The organism is Sphingomonas sp. Marseille-Q8236, from assembly GCF_965112005.1.
In genome coordinates, this window is sequence record NZ_CBCOPO010000003.1 from 61,746 (window position 1) to 79,951 (window position 18,206).

The window sequence follows — 18,206 nt, forward strand, 5'->3', positions numbered from 1 at the left end:
GATGGCTTTTTAACCGTCGGAGGATTGCGTAACGTCAGCCCTGCGCGGCGAGTTGCGCCCGCACGGCGTCGGCCAGCGGCGTCGTCGGACGTCCGATCAGCTTCGAGAGCTGATGGCCGTCATCGAACAGCGCGCCGTTCGAGGCATCGACGTCCCACGCCGCGAGCCCTTCGGCGAAGCCCTCGGGCAGGCCGACCTGCTTCAGGATCGCAGCGTAGTCGGCCTGCGGCAGGTCGCGGTACGGGATGTCGCGACCCGTCTGGCGCGAGATCTCGGCGGCAAGGTCGGCAAGCGTCACCGCGTCGTCACCAGCCAGCTCATAGGTCTTGCCCTCATGGCCCTCGCTGGTCAGCACGACGGCTGCGGCCTCGGCATAATCGGCACGGGTCGCGAGCGACAGGCGTCCCTCGCCAGCGCTGCCGACGAACGCGCCATTCTCCAGAGCCGCCGGGATCGAGCCCGTGTAGTTCTCGGTGTACCAGCCATTACGCAGGAGGGTCGTCGGGATGCCGGAGGATGCCAGCATCGCTTCGGTCGCACGGTGCTCCTCGCCTAGGCTGATCGGCGAGCGGTCGGTGTGGAGCAGGCTGGTGTAGACGATACGCTTGATGCCCGCCTGCTTGGCGGCCTCAATGACGTTGCGGTGCTGCGGCTCGCGCTGCCCGACTTCGCTCGACGAGATCAGGAGCAGCGTGTCGACCCCGGCCAGTGCCGGAGCAAGCGTCTCGGGCTGCGCGTAATCGAACGCGCGTGCCTCGACGCCCAGATCGCTGGCCTTCTCGGGCGAGCGCACCAGCGCCACGATCGGCTCGCCGGTCGACTTGCGCTTCAGGCTTTCGATGACGAGGCGGCCAAGCTGGCCGGTCGCGCCGGTGACGGCGATGGTCATGACAATTCTCCTTCGATGACGCGTTGAGAGTTGAGATCAGTTGAAACGGAAGCCGGAGATGGCGGTCGACAGCACTTCCTCGGCATAGACCCGGGCGCCTTCGCCTTCGGCCGCGCCGGCCGCGACCATCAGGGGCAGCAGATGCTCCTCCTTGGCCGGGGGATGGGCGAACCGCGCCGAGGGCGCATCGGCCCATTGCGTAAGACGCTCGGCCCGCTGTGGGCCGTCCAGCTCCATGCTTTCGGCCAGCCACTGGTCGAACGCCTGCGAGCCGGGCGTCGAGCGCGGATCGCCATAGGCGCGCATGTTATGGAAGCTCATGCCCGAACCTAGGATCAGCACACCTTCCTCACGCAGCGGCGCAAGGGCGCGGCCCGCAGCGACATGGAGGGCCGGGTCCAGCCCGCGCTCGACGGACATCTCGATCAGCGGAATGTCCGCATCCGGAAAGGCGACCTTGAGGGGCACGAACACGCCGTGATCCAGGCCCCGCTTCGGGTCGACAGACGAGGGGATGCCCGCATCCTTGAGCAGAGCCGCGGCACGGGCGGCGAGCGCTGGTGCGCCCGGCACGTCGTAGCGCAGCTGATAGGTATGGGGCGGGAAGTTGTAATAGTCGTAGATCAGCTCGGGCCGTTCGGCGCCGGTGAAGGCGAAGCCGTCCGTCTCCCAGTGTCCCGAGACGACGAGGATGGCCTTGGGCTTCTCGGCAAGCGAGTTCGGCAGGCTGCGCAGGAACGCTTCCATACCGCTCCACACGCCGCGCGGATCGTCCATGAAGAAGCAGGGGCCGCCGCCATGCGGGATGAAGTAGGTAGGCTGGACGCTCATGGTCATACACTCCGGTGCAGGCGCCACGGAAGCCGCCTGGATCATTGTTCGATCTGTTGACCGGAATATGTGCCCGATATCGCGCAATGATAATCGTTCGCGTAGAAGGATCAGCTTCAACCACGGGTAGGAAATCATGGCTGATCGATTGACGGGTATGGACGTGTTCGTCCGGGCGATCAGGCTCGGTGGCATCTCTGCTGCCGCACGCGATCTGCACATGTCGCCGGCGATGGCGGCCAAGCACCTAGACGCCCTCGAAGCGCGGCTCGGCACCACGCTGATCCAGCGCTCGACGCGTCGGCTGTCGCTGACCGAGGCAGGCACCGACTATTTCGAAAAGGCCGAACGTATCCTGATGGAGATCGGAGAAGCCGAGGCGGAGGCATCGTCGCGGTCGATCACCGCGCAGGGACTGCTGCGCGTCAGTGCGCCCGCCACCTTCGGCGTTCTGCACCTTGCCTCACTCATCCCTGCTTTCTCCGCACGTCATCCCGAAGTGACGATCGAACTGGGCTTCAACGATCGTTACGTCGACCTGCTGGAAGAACGTTGGGATGTCGCCGTACGGATCGGGCGCCTCGCCAACAGTGCGCTTGTTGCCCGCAAGCTCGTGGCGATGCGCGTCGTGTTGTGTGCCGCACCCTCTTATTTGGCGAGGCGGGGAACGCCAACCCGCCTGGCCGATCTCGGCGATCACGATTGCCTGGGCCACACCAACGCGTCGCTTGCAGGAACGACATCGTGGGCGTTCGGCAAAGACGGGACGATCAAGGTGCCGATCTCAGGATCGATGTGTTCCGACAATGGCGAGGCCTTGGTTCGCGCTGCCATCGCGGGCCAAGGGCTGGTCTATGGGCCACGCTTTATTGCGGCAGAGGCGCTTCGCGCCGGCCAATTGAGCGAGCTTGAGCTGGACGAGCCGCCTATGATGCTGGGAGCGGCATATGCCATCACACACCCGACGCGGCGCCCCGCCGCCAAGACGCGGGCGTGGATTGACTTCTTAGCCGAAGCACTCCCCGCTCTTGGCACCGATTGGTGAGAGGCCGAGCTAGCAGACGTCCCGAGTTTTCACCCGAGGACCGCGTCTGCTATCTCAAAACATCACGGTCTTTTATGATTGTAGATATCAGTGACCCAGCGAAAGCGACGCCCACAACCGCACATGGCTGGCATCGATAACGCCGAGGCTTGGTCCTTTTCAGTTGGTGCGGCGGGGGCCGCGGGCACGGCGGACGTTGCGGGTGAGCGTGAACCGCATCACTGCCAACCCTCGATGACGATCTTGCCGCGTGCGGTAGTGCTCTCAAGCGCCTGGTGCGCACGCTTGAGGTTCGCGGCGTTGATGGGGGAGAACCGTTCGGTGAGGGTGGTGCGCACGTCGCCGGCGTCCACGAGGCTGGCGATGGTCGACAGGATCTGACCCTGCGTTTCCATATCAGCGGTCTCGAACATGGACCGGGTGAACATGAACTCCCAGTGGGTCGACACCGACTTGCGTTTGAATGGTACGACATCGAGCGTCTTGGGGTCGTCGATGAGCGCAAAACGTCCCTGCGGGGCGATCATCTCGGCGATCTGCTCGATATGCTCGTCGGTGTGCGTGGTCGAGAAGACGAAAGCCGGCGCGCCAATGCCCAAATTCGCCACTTGCCGAGCCAGCGGCTGGCGATGATCGATGACATGGTGCGCACCGAGCTCGGCCACCCAGGCCTGCGTTTCAGGGCGCGAGGCTGTCGCAATGACGATCAGCTCGGGTACCTGGCGAGCAAGCTGGATTGCCATCGAGCCTACCCCGCCGGCACCCCCGACAATCAACAGCGCATGTGCTGCACCGGCTACAGGAGTACGCACGGACAATCGCTCGAAGAGGGCCTCCCACGCAGTGATCGCCGTCAGCGGCAACGCCGCTGCCTCTGCCCAATCGAGGCTAGCCGGCTTCTTCCCGACAATGCGCTCGTCGACCAAGTGCAACTCGGCGTTGGTCCCATCGCGGCCGATGCTACCCGCGTAGAACACCTCGTCGCCCGGTTCGAAGCCGCGCACTTCAGGGCCAACCGCGCGAACGACACCGGCGGCATCCCAACCCAGGACGCGCCAATCACCGTGGATCGAACCCGAGCCAGCGCGCACCTTCGTGTCAACCGGGTTTACCGAGACAGCCTTGACCTCGACGAGGAGATCACGGCCGGTAGCGTTGGGATCGGGAAGTTCGATATCGACGAGAGCTTCTGTGCGATCGATCGTTCCGGGCTGCTGGTAGCCGATTGCGCGCATGATAAATCCTATCGTCAGAGGCTATATAGCGAATTTTGTTACCTACGGGATACGCACAAGCGACGTCGCGGTTCGACATCGTCCTCAGGCTGGCGACGGCGTGGCTGCCGCTGCCGTCTTCCCCGTGAGGTCAGTGATGACCGCGCCGATCAGCGCCCGTAGCCAGCGGTGTGCGGGATCATGCCGATAGCGGACGTGCCAAGCCATTTCCACGGGAAAGCTGCCAAGGTCGACCGGAGCCGGCAGGATCTTCAGCCGGGGGTCGTGCATCAGCCGCCTGCAGATGAGCGAGGGCAAGGTGGCGCAATAGTCGGTCACCGCCACCATCTCGGCTACCGCGAAGAAGTTTGTCACGGAGATTGCGACGTCGCGCTTCAGCTGCTGTTGCGCCAGCGCCTGGAACAGCCCGGCGCGCATCCGTCCGGGCGGCACGATGTTGACGTGCTTCATCGCCTCGAACTGCTCGCGCGTCATGGCATCGCCGACGCCCGGATGGTCGGCGCGGACGGCGCAGGCGAGCCCTTCGTCCATCAGGTGCTGGACGACGAGGTTGTCGGGCGGATCGACGATGCGGCCCAGCACGAGCGCCGTCGTGCCCGACACGACGCCTGTTTCCACAAGATCGTTGCCGTAGGGCGTCAGGCGGAGCTTGATGCCGGGCGCGACCTTCTCCAGGCGCGCCACGACAGCGGGGACCAGGACGAACTCGACATAGCCGTTCGGCGCGATGGTGAAGAGCCGTTCGGCCTGTGCGGGATCGAAGGCCTGCTGACCGAGGACCGCGTCGTCAAGCTGCGCGAGTGCCTCGGCGATCAGCGGTGAGAGTTCAAGCGCGATCGGGGTCGGCTGGATGCCGTAGCGCTCGCGGACGAACAGTTGGTCCTGAAGCATCAGTCGTAGACGCGATAGGGCATTAGACAGGGCGGGCTGTGTCATGCCCATTCGCTCGGCGGCCCGCGTGACGCTGCGCTCCTCCATCAACGCCACGAAGATCGGCAGCAGGTTCAGATCGTAGCGCACGCAGTCATCCTGTCAGACGTATATCTGACATTAGAAAGATAAACTTCTAGAATATATCAACTAGGCCCATTTCCCATCCATCGGCGACGGGCGCCGCGAACATGGAGGTTCAGATGAGCAAGGGTCAGGTTCTCGTTCTTGGATCGAACGCGACACAGCTCGGTCTGCGTGGCGGCAGTACCGCAACGGTCGGTCAGTATCTCAACGAAACGGCAGTCCCCGCGCTGGCACTGCTCGACGCCGGCTATGATATTGTTCTCGCTACGCCCAATGGGACCAAGCCGCACATCGATGCCGGTTCCGACACGAAGGACCACTTTGGCGGTGATGAGGCGGCATACCAGCGCGCCAAGGACTTCTTCGCCAGCCACCCGGCCATGAACGACGTCCGCACGCTGAAATCGGTCGTCGACGAGGGTCTGGACGGCTTCGTTGGCGTGTTCGTGCCGGGAGGTCACGCGCCCATCGTCGATCTGATGCAGGACCGCGATGCGGGCACGATCCTCCGTCACTTCCACGCGGCGGCCAAGCCGACCGCGCTCCTCTGCCACGGACCGGTGGTCGTTGTTTCTACGCTCGACGATGCTCCGGCCTTCCGCAAGGCGCTGGAGGAAGGCGATGACGCCGGGGCGGCCGACCTGGCGCGAGACTGGATCTACTCAGGCTACCGCATGACCGTCTTCTCGGCGAGCGAGGAGAAGATCGCTGAGGAGCAAGTGCTGAAGGGCGAGCTCTTCTTCGACATGGAAAAGGCGCTGCGGTCGGCCGGTGGCGACGTCTCTGTCACCGACAAGAACTTCGCTTCGAATGTCGTCGTGGACCGGGAGCTGATCACGGGTCAGAATCCGGCGTCGGACCAAGCCATGGCCGACGCTTTGATCGAAGCCCTCGATCGCGCCGCTGCGTGAGTACCAGGATGACGGGCGGGGCGCTCAGGATGCGCCCCGCTTCGGATATAACCAGGACAGGATATGGTGCCATGACCGCCAACGTGAAGATCGTCGCCGTCCTAACCGCCCGTGCGGATACCGTCGACCGCCTGCGCGCTCTGCTCGACGCCATGCTAAAGCCAAGCCGTGCCGAACCGGGCAATTTGCGCTACGATCTCTGGCAGGACCAGAGCGATCCGAACCGCTTCGTCCTCGACGAGCTGTACGCGGACGCGGATGCGGTTACCGCCCACCGCGCGACGCCCCACTTCCAAAACTACCTCTCTCAGATCGGCGATCTGGCCGAGCGCGCCACGTTTGTCCTCAACCCCGTCTCCGCGACCTAAGGGTGCTGCCATGGGCAAGCTTAAAGAATGGGTGGGGTCGGCGCTGCTGGCACAACCGTTCTACATAGAGGAGCTGCGGATGATCGGCCTGTTGGCACCTGCGCTTCGCGCGGGCCTTATCGGCCTCGTTCATCCACGCGGCTACCGCTGGCGCGGGGCCGCGACGCAGCGAAAAATCAACATCTGAAGTGAAGGAAACACAGTCATGACCAAAGGTATCGAAGGCAAGGTTGTTCTCATCACCGGCGGGAGCACCGGCATCGGCGCCGAGACCGCGCGTCTTCTCGCCGAACGCGGTGCGAAGGTCGCCATCGCCGCACGGCGCAAGGACAAGCTCGACGAGGTCGTCGCGCAGATCGCCGAGAACGGCGGAACGGCACGCGCCTATGCGCTCGACGTCACCGACAAGTCGGCGGTCCAGACCGTCGTCGCCGCGATCGTCGCCGACTTCGGCCGTCTCGACGTACTGATCAACAACGCCGGTCTGATGCCGATCCGTCCGATGGCCGAGGTCAACACCGACGAGTGGGACCAGATGATCGACGTCAATTTGAAGGGCACGCTCTACGGCATCGCCGCGGCTCTTCCCGGCTTTCTGGAGCAGGGCAGCGGCCACATCATCAACCTGAGTTCGGTCGCCGGCATCAAGGTCTTCGCCCCGGGCGGCACGGTCTATTCCGGCACCAAGTTCGCCGTCAGCGCGATCAGCGAAGGTCTTCGCCAGGAGGTGGGCGAGAAGGTCCGCGTCACGTCGATCGAGCCCGGAGCCGTCGAGAGCGACCTGAAGTTCACGACGTCGGGTACGGCTGCTGAGACGGTGCTGGACTTCTACAAGCAGGCCATCCCGGCGGCATCGGTGGCGCGTGCTATCGCGTTCGCTGTCGAACAACCTGATGACGTCGACGTCAACGCGATCGTCATCCGGCCGACCGCACAGCAGTTCTGATTTCGACGAGGAGGCGGGGCCGCGTTTGCTCCGCCTCATGGGGAACGTAGCGGCCCGCTCTTCCGTTACTCTGCCGAATAATGACTGTCGGTTTCACTTGAGGAGTCATTTATGCCCAAACTTGCCCTGTATGTACCACTGAAGGCCAAGCCCGGAAAAGAGCGTGATGTCGCCAATTTCCTGACCTCGGCATTGCCGCTCGTTCAAGCTGAGGCGGGCACTCTGACCTGGTATGCGATCGAGGAAGGTCCCGGTGCGTACGCGATCTTCGATACGTTCGACACAGAGGAGGATCGGCAAGCCCATCTCGACGGCAAGGTTGCCGCCGCACTGATGGACAAGGCAGAAGAACTTTTTTCTGAACCGCCGCAAATTCACAAGTTCACCCTGCTGGCCGCGAAATAGCCGAGCGGTCGGCACCCTAAGCTGCTGTCTGACTGCAGGGTAAGGTTCGTGTTTCTATCCGGAATGGGTGGCCCGGCCGTATCGGGAAATGAATAGATGAATATGGCAGGTCATCCGCAATAGTGGATGACCTTGTCTTCTGCACTTATCATATCTCTGAATTTAACGATAAGGCGCCGTTGATGGGTCGCGACGTGACGGCACCATTCGTTCGCGGGAGGGTGCCGAACGCGAGCGATGACTTGCCCGAGCCCGATATGCCGGTGAACACCACGAAGGCGTCGCGCGGTACATCGACGTCAATATTTTTGAGGTTATTCTGGCGCGCGCCGCGAACCTGCACGCAAGCGGGCAGCCCCGTATGCCCATGATCGGTGGCCGGCGTCGTCGCGTGAATATCCTTGCTCTTCAATTCAGTCTTCCTGCCCTATCCGCCCGTGCGGCCCGTGGTTCATCACAGTCGGGGAACAGATGAATGCTTTTCCGACTCAATACATCCAAAGGTCAGGCTGGCCCGATATTCGGCACCTTTGAAGTATTTTTCCAGCAGTGGACAAAGGTTACGATAAAACCATTTTCCCTGTTGGGTCGCGCGACGAGGCCACACACACTCCGCTGGTAAGCGCCTGGGCTGGGCGGCCCTGGTCCGTGCCGCTATCGGCATGTAACGACCGTACTTCGGCGCTTGTTACCGCATCGCGACGCGTTGCCCATTTGCCAGAGCGCGCTTCATCATGGCCGGGGTCGGGCCATGATGACGGCCGAGTTGTCGATCCGAGCGCCTCGCGCCGCTTCGGATCGGCGGGTCAGTAGTGAATGACCGTGCGGATCGACTTGCCTTCGTGCATCAGTTCGAAGGCCTCGTTGATCTCCTCCAAACCCATCGTGTGGGTTACGAATGGGGCCAGATCGATATCGCCTCTCATCGCATCCTCGACCATGCCGGGGAGCTGTGTCCGTCCCTTGACGCCACCGAAAGCGGACCCCTTCCATACGCGGCCCGTGACGAGCTGGAATGGGCGGGTGGAGATTTCCTCGCCCGCGCCGGCAACGCCAATCACGATCGACTGACCCCAGCCACGGTGCGCTGATTCAAGCGCGGCGCGCATGACGTGGACGTTGCCGATGCACTCGAAGGTATGATCGATGCCCCAGCCCGTCATCTCGATCAGCACTTGCTGGATAGGCTTGTCATGGTCCTTGGGGTTGATGCACTCGGTAGCACCGAACTGGCGTGCCAGCTCGAACTTGGATGGATTGGTGTCGATGGCGATGATGCGACCCGCCTTCGCCTGGCGCGCACCCTGAATCGCCGCGAGGCCGATGCCGCCGAGGCCGAACACGGCGACCGAGTCTCCCGGCTGGACCTTGGCGGTATTGTGGACTGCGCCGATGCCGGTCGTGACGCCGCAGCCGAGCAGGCAGACATGTTCGGGGTTTGCCTCGGGATTGATCTTGGCGAGCGAGACTTCGGCGACGACAGTATATTCACTGAAGGTTGAACAGCCCATGTAATGATAGAGGGGCTGACCATTGTAAGAAAAGCGCGTGGTCCCATCGGGCATCAAGCCCTTGCCTTGCGTTTCGCGGACAGCGACGCACAGGTTGGTCTTGCCCGACAGGCAGAAGTCGCACTTGCCGCATTCGGCGGTGTAGAGCGGAATCACGTGATCGCCCGGTCCGACGCTGGTGACGCCTTCTCCGACCTCGACAACGATGCCCGCGCCCTCGTGGCCCAGAACCACCGGGAAAACACCCTCCGGATCACTCCCCGCCAGCGTGTACGCGTCGGTGTGGCACACACCGGTGTGCGTCACCCGTATGAGGACTTCGCCTTTCCGGGGTGGGGCGACATCGATCTCGACGATTTCGAGTGGCTTGCCCGCCTCGAAGGCTACAGCGGCGCGAGATTTCATGTTGGGATACCCTCGTTGAGTTAAACCGATTGCTGGTGCGAGGCCGTCGCGTCAGCGCAAATTCGTGGGGGAGCGATCGCTCACTCCCCCCGGTATGCAGGTCAGACCGTAACGACGACCTTGCCGACCTGGTCGTTCGATTCGAGGAAGCGGTGAGCGTCCTGGATCGCGTCGAGCGGGAAAGTGCGCGCGATCCGCGGCTTGAGCGCGCCCGATTCCAGACCCGCCACGATGAACGCCTTGGCGCGATCGAGGGCGGCATCGTCCGAGACGATCTCGCTGTAGAGATACCCCTTGAGCGTGAGACTCTTGCCCAGCACGGAGAACAACGGGAACGGCGTCGGTTCGCCGCTGAGCGCGCCATATTCGAGCAGGATGCCGCCGCGTGCCATGCTCTCGGTCAGCGGCTCGAACGACGGGCCTCCGACCGGATCGAGCACCACGCGCGCACCCTGACCATCGGTTATCTCCATCACCCTCGCTACCAGATCCTCTTCCCCGGTCGCGACGACATGATGTGCACCGGCATCGATCAGGGCCTGGCGCTTGGCGCCGGTACGCGTCGTCGCGATTACCGTCGCGCCGACCATCCGCGCAATCTGGAAGGCAGCAAGGCCGACGCTGCTGGAGGCAGCAGTGACGATGACGAAATCGCCCTCGCCGAGTTTCGCCTGCTCCACCAGCGCACCCCAGGCGGTGACATACTGCATCCACACGGCCGCCGCTTCCTCGAACGTCAGCGCCACCGGATGCTTGACGACGAGGCGGGCGGGCACGTTGGCGACCTCGCCATAAGTGCCCCAGCGCGCGATATCGAGCGGGGGGATGACGCTGACGGCTTCGCCTTCCGCAAACCCGGTCACGTCCGCGCCGACCGTAACGACAGTGCCGGCAGCCTCATAGCCAAGGCGGCTCGGGAACTCGGCTTCCTGAAGGTAGGCATGGTTGCGGAACATCACCTCGGCGCGGTTTATGCCTATCGCCTTCACCGCGATCTGCACTTCGTCGGCCGCGGGCGCGGGGACTGCCACATCTTCAATCCTGAGGACGCTGGCGTCGCCATATTCGTGGATGCGGACGATGCGGCTCATTGTAAAATCCTTGATTATTGAATGATCGTTCTGTAAGGAGACGGACCACCCGTTTCAAGATATTATTTATCGATCGTTCCATATCGTGCACGAAAGATGACAGAGACGAAAGCCCGTCGCCGCGCAGGTCGCCCTCGTGTGTTCGACACTGACGCTGCGCTCGACAAGGCGGTGCGGCTGTTCTGGCAGCGCGGCTACGAGGCGACATCGATGGCCGATCTGGTGGCGGAGACTGGCGTCGCCGCTGCCAGTCTCTATGCAGCGTTTGACAACAAGGCGGGGCTGTTTGCGGCGGTGATCGAGCGCTACGCCGCGACGTTCAGCGTCCACCTCTATTCACCCATCAACGATCCGGCGTTGTCCACCTACGAGGCCGTCAAAGGCCTGCTGGAACGAGCGGCGTCATCATTCTCGGAACCTGGAACGCCGGCCGGCTGCTTCATGTATTCGGCAGCGGCAGCCGTTTCGCCGGCGTCCGCCGCCATCGAATGCCTGCTGCGCGACAAGCGTATCGCGGCGGAGGCTCTCCTGATCGAGCGTCTGCAACGCGGCGCCGCGCAGGGCGAGCTTGCGGCCAACACCGATCCGGCCGTGCTAGGCAAATTCATCAATACGGTCATGGAAGGCATGTCCGTTCAGGCGCGCGACGGCGCTACGATCAACGAACTGCTCTCCATCGCCAAAATGGCACTCGATCGATGGCCGGCCGCGATATGATCGTTACATGGTGGTCATCTGCCAATCCGCCTCCCGCGACCGAACAGTCGAACTCATCTCATTGGACGAAAGCACATGAAACACGTGACATTGCTCGGCGGGGAAGTGGTTCCTTCAATGGGTCAAGGCACCTGGAAGATGGGTGAACGTGCTGAGCGGCGATCCGATGAGATCGCCGAGCTACGCGCCGGTGTCGAGCTAGAGCCGCCTCGACGATCCGCTCGAACGTCGCCAAGGCGTCTTCGGCGAGGTCTCGCAGGATCACAGATCGGTCTGCTTCTACCCTCTCGGAAGGATTCGTCGCCACTGGTTCGCCCCCTCAATGCATTCTTAGAAGCAAGTTGAGCTCAGACGGTGGTTGATCGCAAGAACTTACGTGTCGCGCGCGCCTTGATGTGTGCCCACAGGCCAATCCGATTTTAAGGTCGCCACCTTGGTGACGGACACGAGGCCTTGAGGCCGGAACGCGACGGCCCGTGCTCCTGATCTTGGCAGCCGGCGCTACGCGTCGATTAGGAGATACATATACCACGATACCCCACCTGCGGGAGCGTCAGCACGGCGTTATTTTACCGCAAATTTCGCTCCCATCTTACGCGACAAGGGTCACGCCGGAGCGATCGGCAAGCGCCTTGAAGCGCATGGCGAGCCCCGGATCACCATCGATGCCAGACGTGCTGACCACGCTTAGCGCACCAGGCGGCACGCGATCGCCGAACAACATCATCGCCTGCGACGAGGGATAGGGGCGAGACTCCCAGACCATCCCATGCGTGGCGGCGTCTTTGCGATGCAGTGCCGCAGACCAGCGCCGCGTGTCCGGAAATTCGCGCGCGGGCGTGTCGATCAGCTGGGTACGGGCGACGCCCAGCTTCATCAGATCGGGCGCGAGAAAGGAGCGAAGCACCAGCGGGCTGGCGACCCGGAGTACCGAGCAGCGAACATCGGCAAGCCTGCTCAGCGCAAAGGTCTTGAAGGTCTGCGTGGAATCGAGATCGTGGAAGATCGTATCGTACACCGCAGCCTCAAACCCGTCTGCGGCATAGGCCGTCGGCACCCGCTTGCGCACCGGGCCGATCGGCGCGAAGCGCGAAGCGCCGAAACCCGGATTGAACGCGTCTCCGGCAAGCTTCTCGGCGTGAATGCGCCAAAGCACCGTCCCCACCGGTAGGTCGGTAACGTGGGTCGGGAAGGCGGTCGGCGGTTTCGCAACGATGCCTGTCGGAGCGAGGGCCGTCACCCGCTGATCTCATCACCTTCGTGGGCTGCCGCCTCGAGAACGGCTGCTGGTTCGTCGAACCGCTCAATGGGTGCGGGACCACCAAGCCATGAGTTGGACGATACGAACCAGAAAGCAACTTGCCATGGCGTGCGGTTCGCGGGGAGGGCCGCGAGAACCTGCCGGATTAGCGGAAGGGGTTTGCCGTCGGCATCGAACTGGAACGCGGGAAAGCGATCCTGCCCCTGATAGGGGACGGCGAAGACACGGGCCTGCGCCTTCCAGCGCGCGGCCGTCTGGTGGCGGTTCTTGGCTTCGTGCCCGGCGCGCGCGGCAACCTCGACCGAGGTAAGCGTCTCGACCTCCTGAAGGAAGCGCTGCCGGATCGCGGTGTTATCGGCCGCGACCGCAGTGTGAAATTCCGCCATCGGGTCATGCGTGTCGGCCAACACATCGAGGAGCTGCTCGATCTTGCGCTCGAGGTGTCGGGTGCGAATGTCGGGCAGCAGCTTGTCGACGATGGCGTAGAGCGCCTGCCGATCCGGATCAGTTGCAATACCGGCTTCAGCTAGCTGCTCCAGCGCGTGATCGACGGCGGTGCGATATTGTGCGGAGAAGCCCTCAACCGTGGGCGCTATATATAAGGTTTCGTCGACCGTAGGCGCCGGCTCGGATCCACGCTGTTTGGCTGGCTTGTTGCGTGCGGTCTCGACCAAGCTGGCGAACACCAGATTGGCAAAGGCACCCGGATCAACGGCGTTGGCGAGGGTCGCCATGAGCAGCTCCTACGGTTAGTCTAGCTAACATATAAGCGATCTAACCGGCTTCGTCACCCTCATTGTATTTTCCGGTAACCCCTCTTCCTGGAAAAAGAGAGTGGCCGGGCAGGGCGCGTGTTGGTTCTCCTGAAACGGGACGCTGGATATCGCACTGCTTCGGATGAGCCGGTCAGCCGCCTAATTGCGGGTACGGCCCGCCTATGACTGGCCATCACTGGAATGGCTGCTCGCTAGCACGCCGAAATGGGTCCAGGCGATGTTGATCCAGAACTGCAAGGACTGGTTGGCGCCGCTGCGCGCTCGTGGCCAATGCACCATCGGCAAATGGGACTGGACGTTGCCGACATTCTGGCGCAGTTTCATGCGTGGCTCGCCGAGCCGAAGCACGCCAGCGCGAGCGGGTGTCGCTGATCGGGTGAGTGCCGGTAGAGCGGCCTAAGTGCTTCCGCCGCAGAGCAGATTTGTGTTCCCGCGATTTAGAGAAGACATAATCGTCACCAGATAGAAATGACACCGTCTGGTAGCAGCGGGGGCAGCGTGGAGCCATCCAAACAGCGCAGCGCTGCCCCCGCTGATGCCATTACCTCACGGCTCCGTAAGCGTCCGGTGAAGGCGTCGCGTCAGGCGGGACGGTAGTTCCACGGCAGCAGTTCATTGATCTGGCGGGCTGGATGGTCGGCGATGCGGCTGATGGTGTCGGTCAGCCATGCCTCGGGGTCGACGTCGTTGAGCCTGGCGGTTTCCACAAGGCTGTAGATGCCGGCGGCGCGGTGGCCGCCCTGGTCGGAGCCGGCGAACAGCCAGTTCTTGCGACCGACGGCAATACCGCGCAACGAGCGCTCGGCGGCATTGTTGTCGATCTCAAGGCGGCCATCGTCCGCATAGCGGGTAAGCGCCGTCCAGCGGGCGAGCGCATAGCGGATGGCGACCGCGAGGTCGGAGCGTCGGGACAGCTTCGGTCCGGTCGCGTCGAGCCACTGACGGAACGCATCGAGCAGCGGTCCAGCTCTGGTCTGGCGTACGTGTCGTCGCTCGTCCGGGGGCCGACCGCGCACGTCCTGTTCGACCGCATAGAGGCTGGCGATATGGTCCAGCGCCTCGCGGGCCGTGGCGGAGCCGGTTGCGGCATGGACGTCGAAGAACTTGCGCCTGACATGCGCCCAACAGGCTACCTCTGCGATGCGCTCGCCATAGAGCCTGTCGAACCCGGCATAGCCATCGGCGTGCAGATCGCCCTGGAATGTTCGCAAGTGCGCGACGGGGCGTTCGCCCTTGCGGTCGGGCGCGTAGCGAAACAGCACGGCAGGCGGGGCCTCGCCGCCAGCCCCGCGCTCGTCGCGCACATAGGTCCACAGCCGGCCCGTCCTGGTGCGACCGGCGCCGGGGGCCAGAACCGGCACGGGCGTGTCGTCGGCGTGGAGGGTTACGCCACCCATGACGTGGCGCTCGAGCGCGTCGACCAGCGGGTCGAGGAGCGCGGCCGAGCGCCCGACCCAGTCGGCGAGGGTGGAGCGGGCAAGGTCGACGCCCTGGCGCGCGTAGATGCCCGACTGGCGATAGAGCGGCAGATGGTCGGCGTATTTGGACACCAGCACATGTGCGAGCAGCCCGGCACCGGGCCGACCCCGCTCGATGGGCATGGACGGCAGCGGCGCCTGCACGATGCGCTCGCATGACCGACAGCTCAGCCGCGGCCGGACGTGGCGCACGACCCGGAATGAGGCGGGCACATAGTCGAGCTGCTCCGTGACGTCCTCACCCATACGCCGCATGGCACCACCGCAGTCGGGGCATACGCACGGTGCGTCATGCACGACCTCGGTGCGGGGCAAATGGTCGGGCAGCGGCTGTCGATACGGCTTGGCGGTCTCCCGTCTCCGGGTGGCCACCGGCATCGCCGCCGTGGCGGCTTCCGCCTCGCGTTCCTCCAACCCTAGTTCCAGCTGGTCAGCCTGATGCGTCAATTTCTCCGACGAACGGCCGAAGGCCATGCGCCGCAGCCGCGCGACCTGCATCCGCAACTGCTCCAGCTCGGCGCCGACAGCAATGAGCATGGCCTTCAGGAGGGCGATATCGTCGGGCAGCGAGGCGGCATCGGGCGACACGCCTGCTTATACCAGAACAGTCGTGCCGATACACGCGAAAGCCGCAGGAAACCGTGCTTTTTACCAGGCCAGGGTCGGCTGCGAGGACCGGATCGGATGCCGCCAGTCCACCCCTTCGAGCAGCATCGACAACTGCGCCGGGGTCAGCACTGCGACGCCGTCCGCGGTCGTCGGCCAGGTGAACCGACCACGCTCCAGACGCTTGGCATGGAGGACGAGGCCCTGACCATCCCACCACAGCAGCTTGACCAGATCGCCGCGCCTGCCCCGGAAGGCGTACACCGCACCCCCGAACGGATCCTGGCGCAGCCGCTGCTGCACCAGCGCCGCCAGTCCGTCGAAACCCTTGCGCATGTCCGTGACCCCGGCCGCCAGATACACCCGGACGCCGCTCGGCGGCCCGATCAAGCGAACCCGGCCAGCACGGCCTTCAGCACCCGCGCGTCGATGGGAGGTGCCAGGCGGATGCGCTGCCCGGCCGGGCCGACCACCTCCACCACACCCGGTCCGAGCGGCTCCGGCTGCGGCGCCATGGGCACGTTCGCCACCTCGACCGGCACGAACGCCGCGCCCGGCAAGGGCAAAGCTTCGCTTGCGACCCCGTCGCGCAGCAGCGTGCGTCGCCAGCGGTACACCAGCGACGTGCACACCCGGTGACGCCGTGCCACGTCCAGCACGCTCGCCCCCGGCATCATCGCCTCCGACACGATCCGCGCCTTGTCATCGTCGCTGAACCGTCGCCGCGGCTCTGCCCCAACCATCTCGATAATTCGCGTCGCCATAATGCCGCACCGGTGCCTGCCACAGTGCCGCACCTGTGGCTTGCGCATCACCTCGTCAGCAAGGCGGGGAACACCGGACGCTTACACGGCTCCTGACCCCGGACCCGCTGCGCCAGCAGCGGGCTTGGTTACCCTGGTTTTCACGCGGCTGACCTTTCCCGAAACTCCATGTCCGATGCCGCATTTCGGGAAAATACAATCGGGAACATATTTCGGGAAAATCAGCCCCGGAGCCGCGAGGCGTAGCCGGTTTGCGGCCCAGGATCTCGATCGACCTTCGTTTCCGGGAAAGCTTTGAAAGTTCGGCCGGCTCGTCCGCAGCCGGCAATCCAACCGCGCTTACCAGATGATTAACTACCATCGCCTATGTCGCCTCCGTGATGGAGATTGGTAGTATGAGTGAGGGTTTCGGGCGTGGCGGCGCCGCATGGGAAGCCTTGTGCCGATCGCAGGCCGTGATCGAGTTCGACACCGCCGGTATCGTGCAGTGGGCCAACGGCATGTTCCTGACCACTATGGGCTATCGACTGGACGAGGTCGTCGGTCAGCACCACCAAATGTTTTGTGCTGCCGACCTAGCTGCATCGCCTGCGTACACCGCCTTCTGGCGGCGATTGGCAGATGGCGAGTACCATTCTGGCGAATACGCCAGGCGCGCCAAGGGCGGCGCGACCGTCTACCTCCAGGCGACTTACAACCCTGTACTGGACGCGGATGGCCTGCCGGAACGCATTCTCAAGATTGCCACCGACGTGACCGAGAACCGGCGTCAGAGCGCCGCCTTGCAGGCGATCAGCACCGCGATGAACCGGTCGCAAGCAGTGGTCGAGTTCGCGCTCGATGGCACGGTGTTGAGTGCGAACGACAATTTCTTGGCCGCGTTCGGTTACACGTTGGACGAGGTAGTGGGGCGTCATCACCGCATCTTCTGCGATCCCGCCCATGTCGCTACGCCCGACTATGCCGCTTTTTGGCGCAAGCTCGGCACCGGCGCGTTTGACACCGGCACATATCGTCGCGTTTCCGCCAACGGTCAGGACGTGTGGTTGCAGGCGACATACAACCCGATCCTCGATCCCGACGGTCGTCCAATCAAGATCGTTAAGTTCGCCATGGATGTCACTGCCGCCAAGGAGCGCGCTGCGGAGCACGAAGGCCGCAAGAACGCGATCGACCTGTCCCAGGCGGTGGTGGAGTTCGACCTTGAAGGGCACATCATCGAGGCAAACGATAATTTTCTTGCAATGATGGGTTATGCCCGCGCTGATCTGGTGGGTCGTCATCATAGCAAGTTGTGCGACCAGCTACAGGCCATGTCCCCCAACTATCGAGAGTTCTGGAAGCGGCTCGGCCGGGGCGAGTTCGACGCTGGCCGCTACCGTCGCGTAGGCAATGGTGGACGCGAGGTCTGGATACAGGCGACATACAACCCGATCCTCGACGCGGAGGGTCGACCGCGGAAGATCGTCAAAATCGCCACCGACATCTCGCGCCAAGTGATATTGGAGCAGGAGGTGCAGCAGCGATTAGAGGAGGGGCGGCGGTTACAGGCCGAGCTGCAACATGGCAACGCCCTGCTCAAGTCCGCAATGGACGAACTGGCCGGTATCGTCACGAGCGTGGCTGGCATCGCGCGACAGACCAACATGCTCGCACTCAACGCCACGATCGAAGCGGCGCGAGCGGGCGACGCAGGCCGCGGCTTTGCGGTTGTCGCAAGCGAGGTCAAGAAACTGGCCGGCGAGACACGCATCGCCACCGATCGCGCGACGGAGATGATGCAGCGGGCGACGCAGCACTAGCGGTAGCATCTCGATCGCCCGCCTGCGTCGAAGCCTAACGGTAGCTGGCTAATGTATAATGTTTCTCGAAACACCTTCTTGAACGGATCTTCGGAAGCCATTGGCATTCCCGATTAACGATCCCTTTCAGGAAGAACCGGACCACGTT

The 18,206-nt window shown here is 63.6% G+C and carries 21 protein-coding genes; 8 read left to right on the forward strand and 13 right to left on the reverse strand.

Annotation, left to right across the window (positions count from 1 at the left end; all coding sequences use genetic code 11):
• Positions 1-34 precede the first annotated feature (34 nt).
• The gene (locus tag ACWPWT_RS19275; RefSeq protein ID WP_043061431.1) at positions 35-889 is read right to left on the reverse strand and encodes an SDR family oxidoreductase; all 855 of its coding nucleotides are present in this window, start codon (positions 887-889) and stop codon (positions 35-37) included.
• A 36-nt stretch (positions 890-925) separates the two neighbouring features.
• Positions 926-1,726 (reverse strand): DODA-type extradiol aromatic ring-opening family dioxygenase, encoded by an 801-nt coding sequence (locus tag ACWPWT_RS19280; protein ID WP_174521625.1) that lies wholly within the window; start codon positions 1,724-1,726, stop codon positions 926-928.
• A 130-nt stretch (positions 1,727-1,856) separates the two neighbouring features.
• Here ACWPWT_RS19280 and ACWPWT_RS19285 point away from each other — a divergent pair, with 130 nt between their 5' ends.
• Complete coding sequence (locus ACWPWT_RS19285; RefSeq protein ID WP_043061432.1) at positions 1,857-2,765, forward strand: LysR family transcriptional regulator; 909 nt, start codon at positions 1,857-1,859, stop codon at positions 2,763-2,765.
• Positions 2,766-2,983: 218 nt separating this feature from the next.
• On the opposite strand, the gene ACWPWT_RS19290 is transcribed toward ACWPWT_RS19285, so the two are convergent.
• Both ACWPWT_RS19290 and ACWPWT_RS19295 read right to left on the reverse strand, forming a co-directional pair.
• Entirely contained in the window at positions 2,984-4,000 is a 1,017-nt protein-coding gene (locus tag ACWPWT_RS19290) for a zinc-binding alcohol dehydrogenase family protein (RefSeq protein WP_043061433.1), read from the reverse strand.
• Between the two features lie 84 nt (positions 4,001-4,084).
• Complete coding sequence (locus ACWPWT_RS19295) at positions 4,085-5,020, reverse strand: LysR family transcriptional regulator (protein WP_043061434.1); 936 nt, start codon at positions 5,018-5,020, stop codon at positions 4,085-4,087.
• 113 nt (positions 5,021-5,133) lie between these two features.
• Here ACWPWT_RS19295 and ACWPWT_RS19300 point away from each other — a divergent pair, with 113 nt between their 5' ends.
• The 5 genes from ACWPWT_RS19300 (at position 5,134) to ACWPWT_RS19320 (ending at position 7,647) form a co-directional block, all read left to right on the forward strand.
• A complete protein-coding gene (locus ACWPWT_RS19300; protein ID WP_061780455.1) occupies positions 5,134-5,928 on the forward strand; it encodes a type 1 glutamine amidotransferase domain-containing protein in 795 nt (264 codons plus the stop codon).
• 71 nt (positions 5,929-5,999) lie between these two features.
• On the forward strand, positions 6,000-6,296 hold the full coding sequence (locus ACWPWT_RS19305; protein ID WP_043061435.1) for a putative quinol monooxygenase: 297 nt from the start codon (positions 6,000-6,002) through the stop codon (positions 6,294-6,296).
• Positions 6,297-6,306: 10 nt separating this feature from the next.
• Positions 6,307-6,483 (forward strand): hypothetical protein, encoded by a 177-nt coding sequence (locus tag ACWPWT_RS19310; protein ID WP_156477766.1) that lies wholly within the window; start codon positions 6,307-6,309, stop codon positions 6,481-6,483.
• Positions 6,484-6,501: 18 nt separating this feature from the next.
• Entirely contained in the window at positions 6,502-7,242 is a 741-nt protein-coding gene (locus ACWPWT_RS19315) for an SDR family oxidoreductase (protein WP_043061436.1), read from the forward strand.
• Positions 7,243-7,353: 111 nt separating this feature from the next.
• Complete coding sequence (locus ACWPWT_RS19320; RefSeq protein WP_037093999.1) at positions 7,354-7,647, forward strand: putative quinol monooxygenase; 294 nt, start codon at positions 7,354-7,356, stop codon at positions 7,645-7,647.
• A gap of 148 nt (positions 7,648-7,795) precedes the next feature.
• Here the strand turns inward: ACWPWT_RS19320 and ACWPWT_RS19325 are convergent, their stop codons facing one another.
• From ACWPWT_RS19325 to ACWPWT_RS19335, 3 genes are all read right to left on the reverse strand, one after another.
• Complete coding sequence (locus ACWPWT_RS19325) at positions 7,796-8,059, reverse strand: hypothetical protein (protein ID WP_043061437.1); 264 nt, start codon at positions 8,057-8,059, stop codon at positions 7,796-7,798.
• Positions 8,060-8,453: 394 nt separating this feature from the next.
• On the reverse strand, positions 8,454-9,563 hold the full coding sequence (locus ACWPWT_RS19330) for an S-(hydroxymethyl)glutathione dehydrogenase/class III alcohol dehydrogenase (protein WP_043061438.1): 1,110 nt from the start codon (positions 9,561-9,563) through the stop codon (positions 8,454-8,456).
• A 101-nt stretch (positions 9,564-9,664) separates the two neighbouring features.
• Entirely contained in the window at positions 9,665-10,654 is a 990-nt protein-coding gene (locus ACWPWT_RS19335) for a zinc-dependent alcohol dehydrogenase family protein (RefSeq protein ID WP_043061439.1), read from the reverse strand.
• A gap of 138 nt (positions 10,655-10,792) precedes the next feature.
• Here ACWPWT_RS19335 and ACWPWT_RS19340 point away from each other — a divergent pair, with 138 nt between their 5' ends.
• On the forward strand, positions 10,793-11,371 hold the full coding sequence (locus ACWPWT_RS19340; protein WP_241769373.1) for a TetR/AcrR family transcriptional regulator: 579 nt from the start codon (positions 10,793-10,795) through the stop codon (positions 11,369-11,371).
• Between the two features lie 592 nt (positions 11,372-11,963).
• Here the strand turns inward: ACWPWT_RS19340 and ACWPWT_RS19345 are convergent.
• The 6 genes from ACWPWT_RS19345 to tnpA all read right to left on the reverse strand — a co-directional run bounded on the left by ACWPWT_RS19345 (position 11,964) and on the right by tnpA (position 16,256).
• Positions 11,964-12,611 carry an RES family NAD+ phosphorylase gene (locus tag ACWPWT_RS19345; protein ID WP_043061441.1) on the reverse strand — a complete coding sequence of 216 codons (648 nt, stop codon included), beginning with the start codon at positions 12,609-12,611 and terminating at the stop codon, positions 11,964-11,966.
• Positions 12,608-13,366 (reverse strand): hypothetical protein, encoded by a 759-nt coding sequence (locus tag ACWPWT_RS19350; protein WP_052814282.1) that lies wholly within the window; start codon positions 13,364-13,366, stop codon positions 12,608-12,610. The genes ACWPWT_RS19345 and ACWPWT_RS19350 overlap by 4 nt, the downstream gene beginning before the upstream one ends.
• Before the next feature lie 201 nt (positions 13,367-13,567).
• Complete coding sequence (locus ACWPWT_RS19355) at positions 13,568-13,732, reverse strand: hypothetical protein (RefSeq protein ID WP_156477767.1); 165 nt, start codon at positions 13,730-13,732, stop codon at positions 13,568-13,570.
• Between the two features lie 257 nt (positions 13,733-13,989).
• The gene (tnpC, locus tag ACWPWT_RS19360) at positions 13,990-15,423 is read right to left on the reverse strand and encodes an IS66 family transposase (RefSeq protein ID WP_137788476.1); all 1,434 of its coding nucleotides are present in this window, start codon (positions 15,421-15,423) and stop codon (positions 13,990-13,992) included.
• Positions 15,424-15,534: 111 nt separating this feature from the next.
• Positions 15,535-15,882: an IS66 family insertion sequence element accessory protein TnpB gene (tnpB, locus tag ACWPWT_RS19365; RefSeq protein WP_137788475.1), complete on the reverse strand. Its 348-nt coding sequence runs from the start codon at positions 15,880-15,882 to the stop codon at positions 15,535-15,537.
• Positions 15,879-16,256 carry an IS66-like element accessory protein TnpA gene (gene tnpA / locus ACWPWT_RS19370; protein ID WP_171007704.1) on the reverse strand — a complete coding sequence of 126 codons (378 nt, stop codon included), beginning with the start codon at positions 16,254-16,256 and terminating at the stop codon, positions 15,879-15,881. Before tnpA ends, tnpB begins: the two co-directional genes overlap by 4 nt.
• Positions 16,257-16,651: 395 nt before the next feature.
• On the opposite strand from tnpA, the gene ACWPWT_RS19375 reads away from it, so the two are divergent.
• Positions 16,652-18,058, forward strand: coding sequence for a methyl-accepting chemotaxis protein (locus ACWPWT_RS19375; protein ID WP_454281017.1), 1,407 nt, complete (start codon positions 16,652-16,654; stop codon positions 18,056-18,058).
• Positions 18,059-18,206: the final 148 nt, after the last annotated feature.

Coding starts and splice junctions, on each gene's coding strand:
- ACWPWT_RS19275 (WP_043061431.1), bottom strand. CDS start 889: ATGACCATCGCCGTCACCGGCGCGACCGGCCAGCTTGGCCGCCTCGTC.
- ACWPWT_RS19280 (WP_174521625.1), bottom strand. CDS start 1,726: ATGACCATGAGCGTCCAGCCTACCTACTTCATCCCGCATGGCGGCGGC.
- ACWPWT_RS19285 (WP_043061432.1), top strand. CDS start 1,857: ATGGCTGATCGATTGACGGGTATGGACGTGTTCGTCCGGGCGATCAGG.
- ACWPWT_RS19290 (WP_043061433.1), bottom strand. CDS start 4,000: ATGCGCGCAATCGGCTACCAGCAGCCCGGAACGATCGATCGCACAGAA.
- ACWPWT_RS19300 (WP_061780455.1), top strand. CDS start 5,134: ATGAGCAAGGGTCAGGTTCTCGTTCTTGGATCGAACGCGACACAGCTC.
- ACWPWT_RS19305 (WP_043061435.1), top strand. CDS start 6,000: ATGACCGCCAACGTGAAGATCGTCGCCGTCCTAACCGCCCGTGCGGAT.
- ACWPWT_RS19310 (WP_156477766.1), top strand. CDS start 6,307: ATGGGCAAGCTTAAAGAATGGGTGGGGTCGGCGCTGCTGGCACAACCG.
- ACWPWT_RS19315 (WP_043061436.1), top strand. CDS start 6,502: ATGACCAAAGGTATCGAAGGCAAGGTTGTTCTCATCACCGGCGGGAGC.
- ACWPWT_RS19320 (WP_037093999.1), top strand. CDS start 7,354: ATGCCCAAACTTGCCCTGTATGTACCACTGAAGGCCAAGCCCGGAAAA.
- ACWPWT_RS19330 (WP_043061438.1), bottom strand. CDS start 9,563: ATGAAATCTCGCGCCGCTGTAGCCTTCGAGGCGGGCAAGCCACTCGAA.
- ACWPWT_RS19335 (WP_043061439.1), bottom strand. CDS start 10,654: ATGAGCCGCATCGTCCGCATCCACGAATATGGCGACGCCAGCGTCCTC.
- ACWPWT_RS19350 (WP_052814282.1), bottom strand. CDS start 13,366: ATGGCGACCCTCGCCAACGCCGTTGATCCGGGTGCCTTTGCCAATCTG.
- ACWPWT_RS19355 (WP_156477767.1), bottom strand. CDS start 13,732: ATGAAACTGCGCCAGAATGTCGGCAACGTCCAGTCCCATTTGCCGATG.
- tnpC (WP_137788476.1), bottom strand. CDS start 15,423: ATGCTCATTGCTGTCGGCGCCGAGCTGGAGCAGTTGCGGATGCAGGTC.
- tnpA (WP_171007704.1), bottom strand. CDS start 16,256: ATGGCGACGCGAATTATCGAGATGGTTGGGGCAGAGCCGCGGCGACGG.
- ACWPWT_RS19375 (WP_454281017.1), top strand. CDS start 16,652: ATGAGTGAGGGTTTCGGGCGTGGCGGCGCCGCATGGGAAGCCTTGTGC.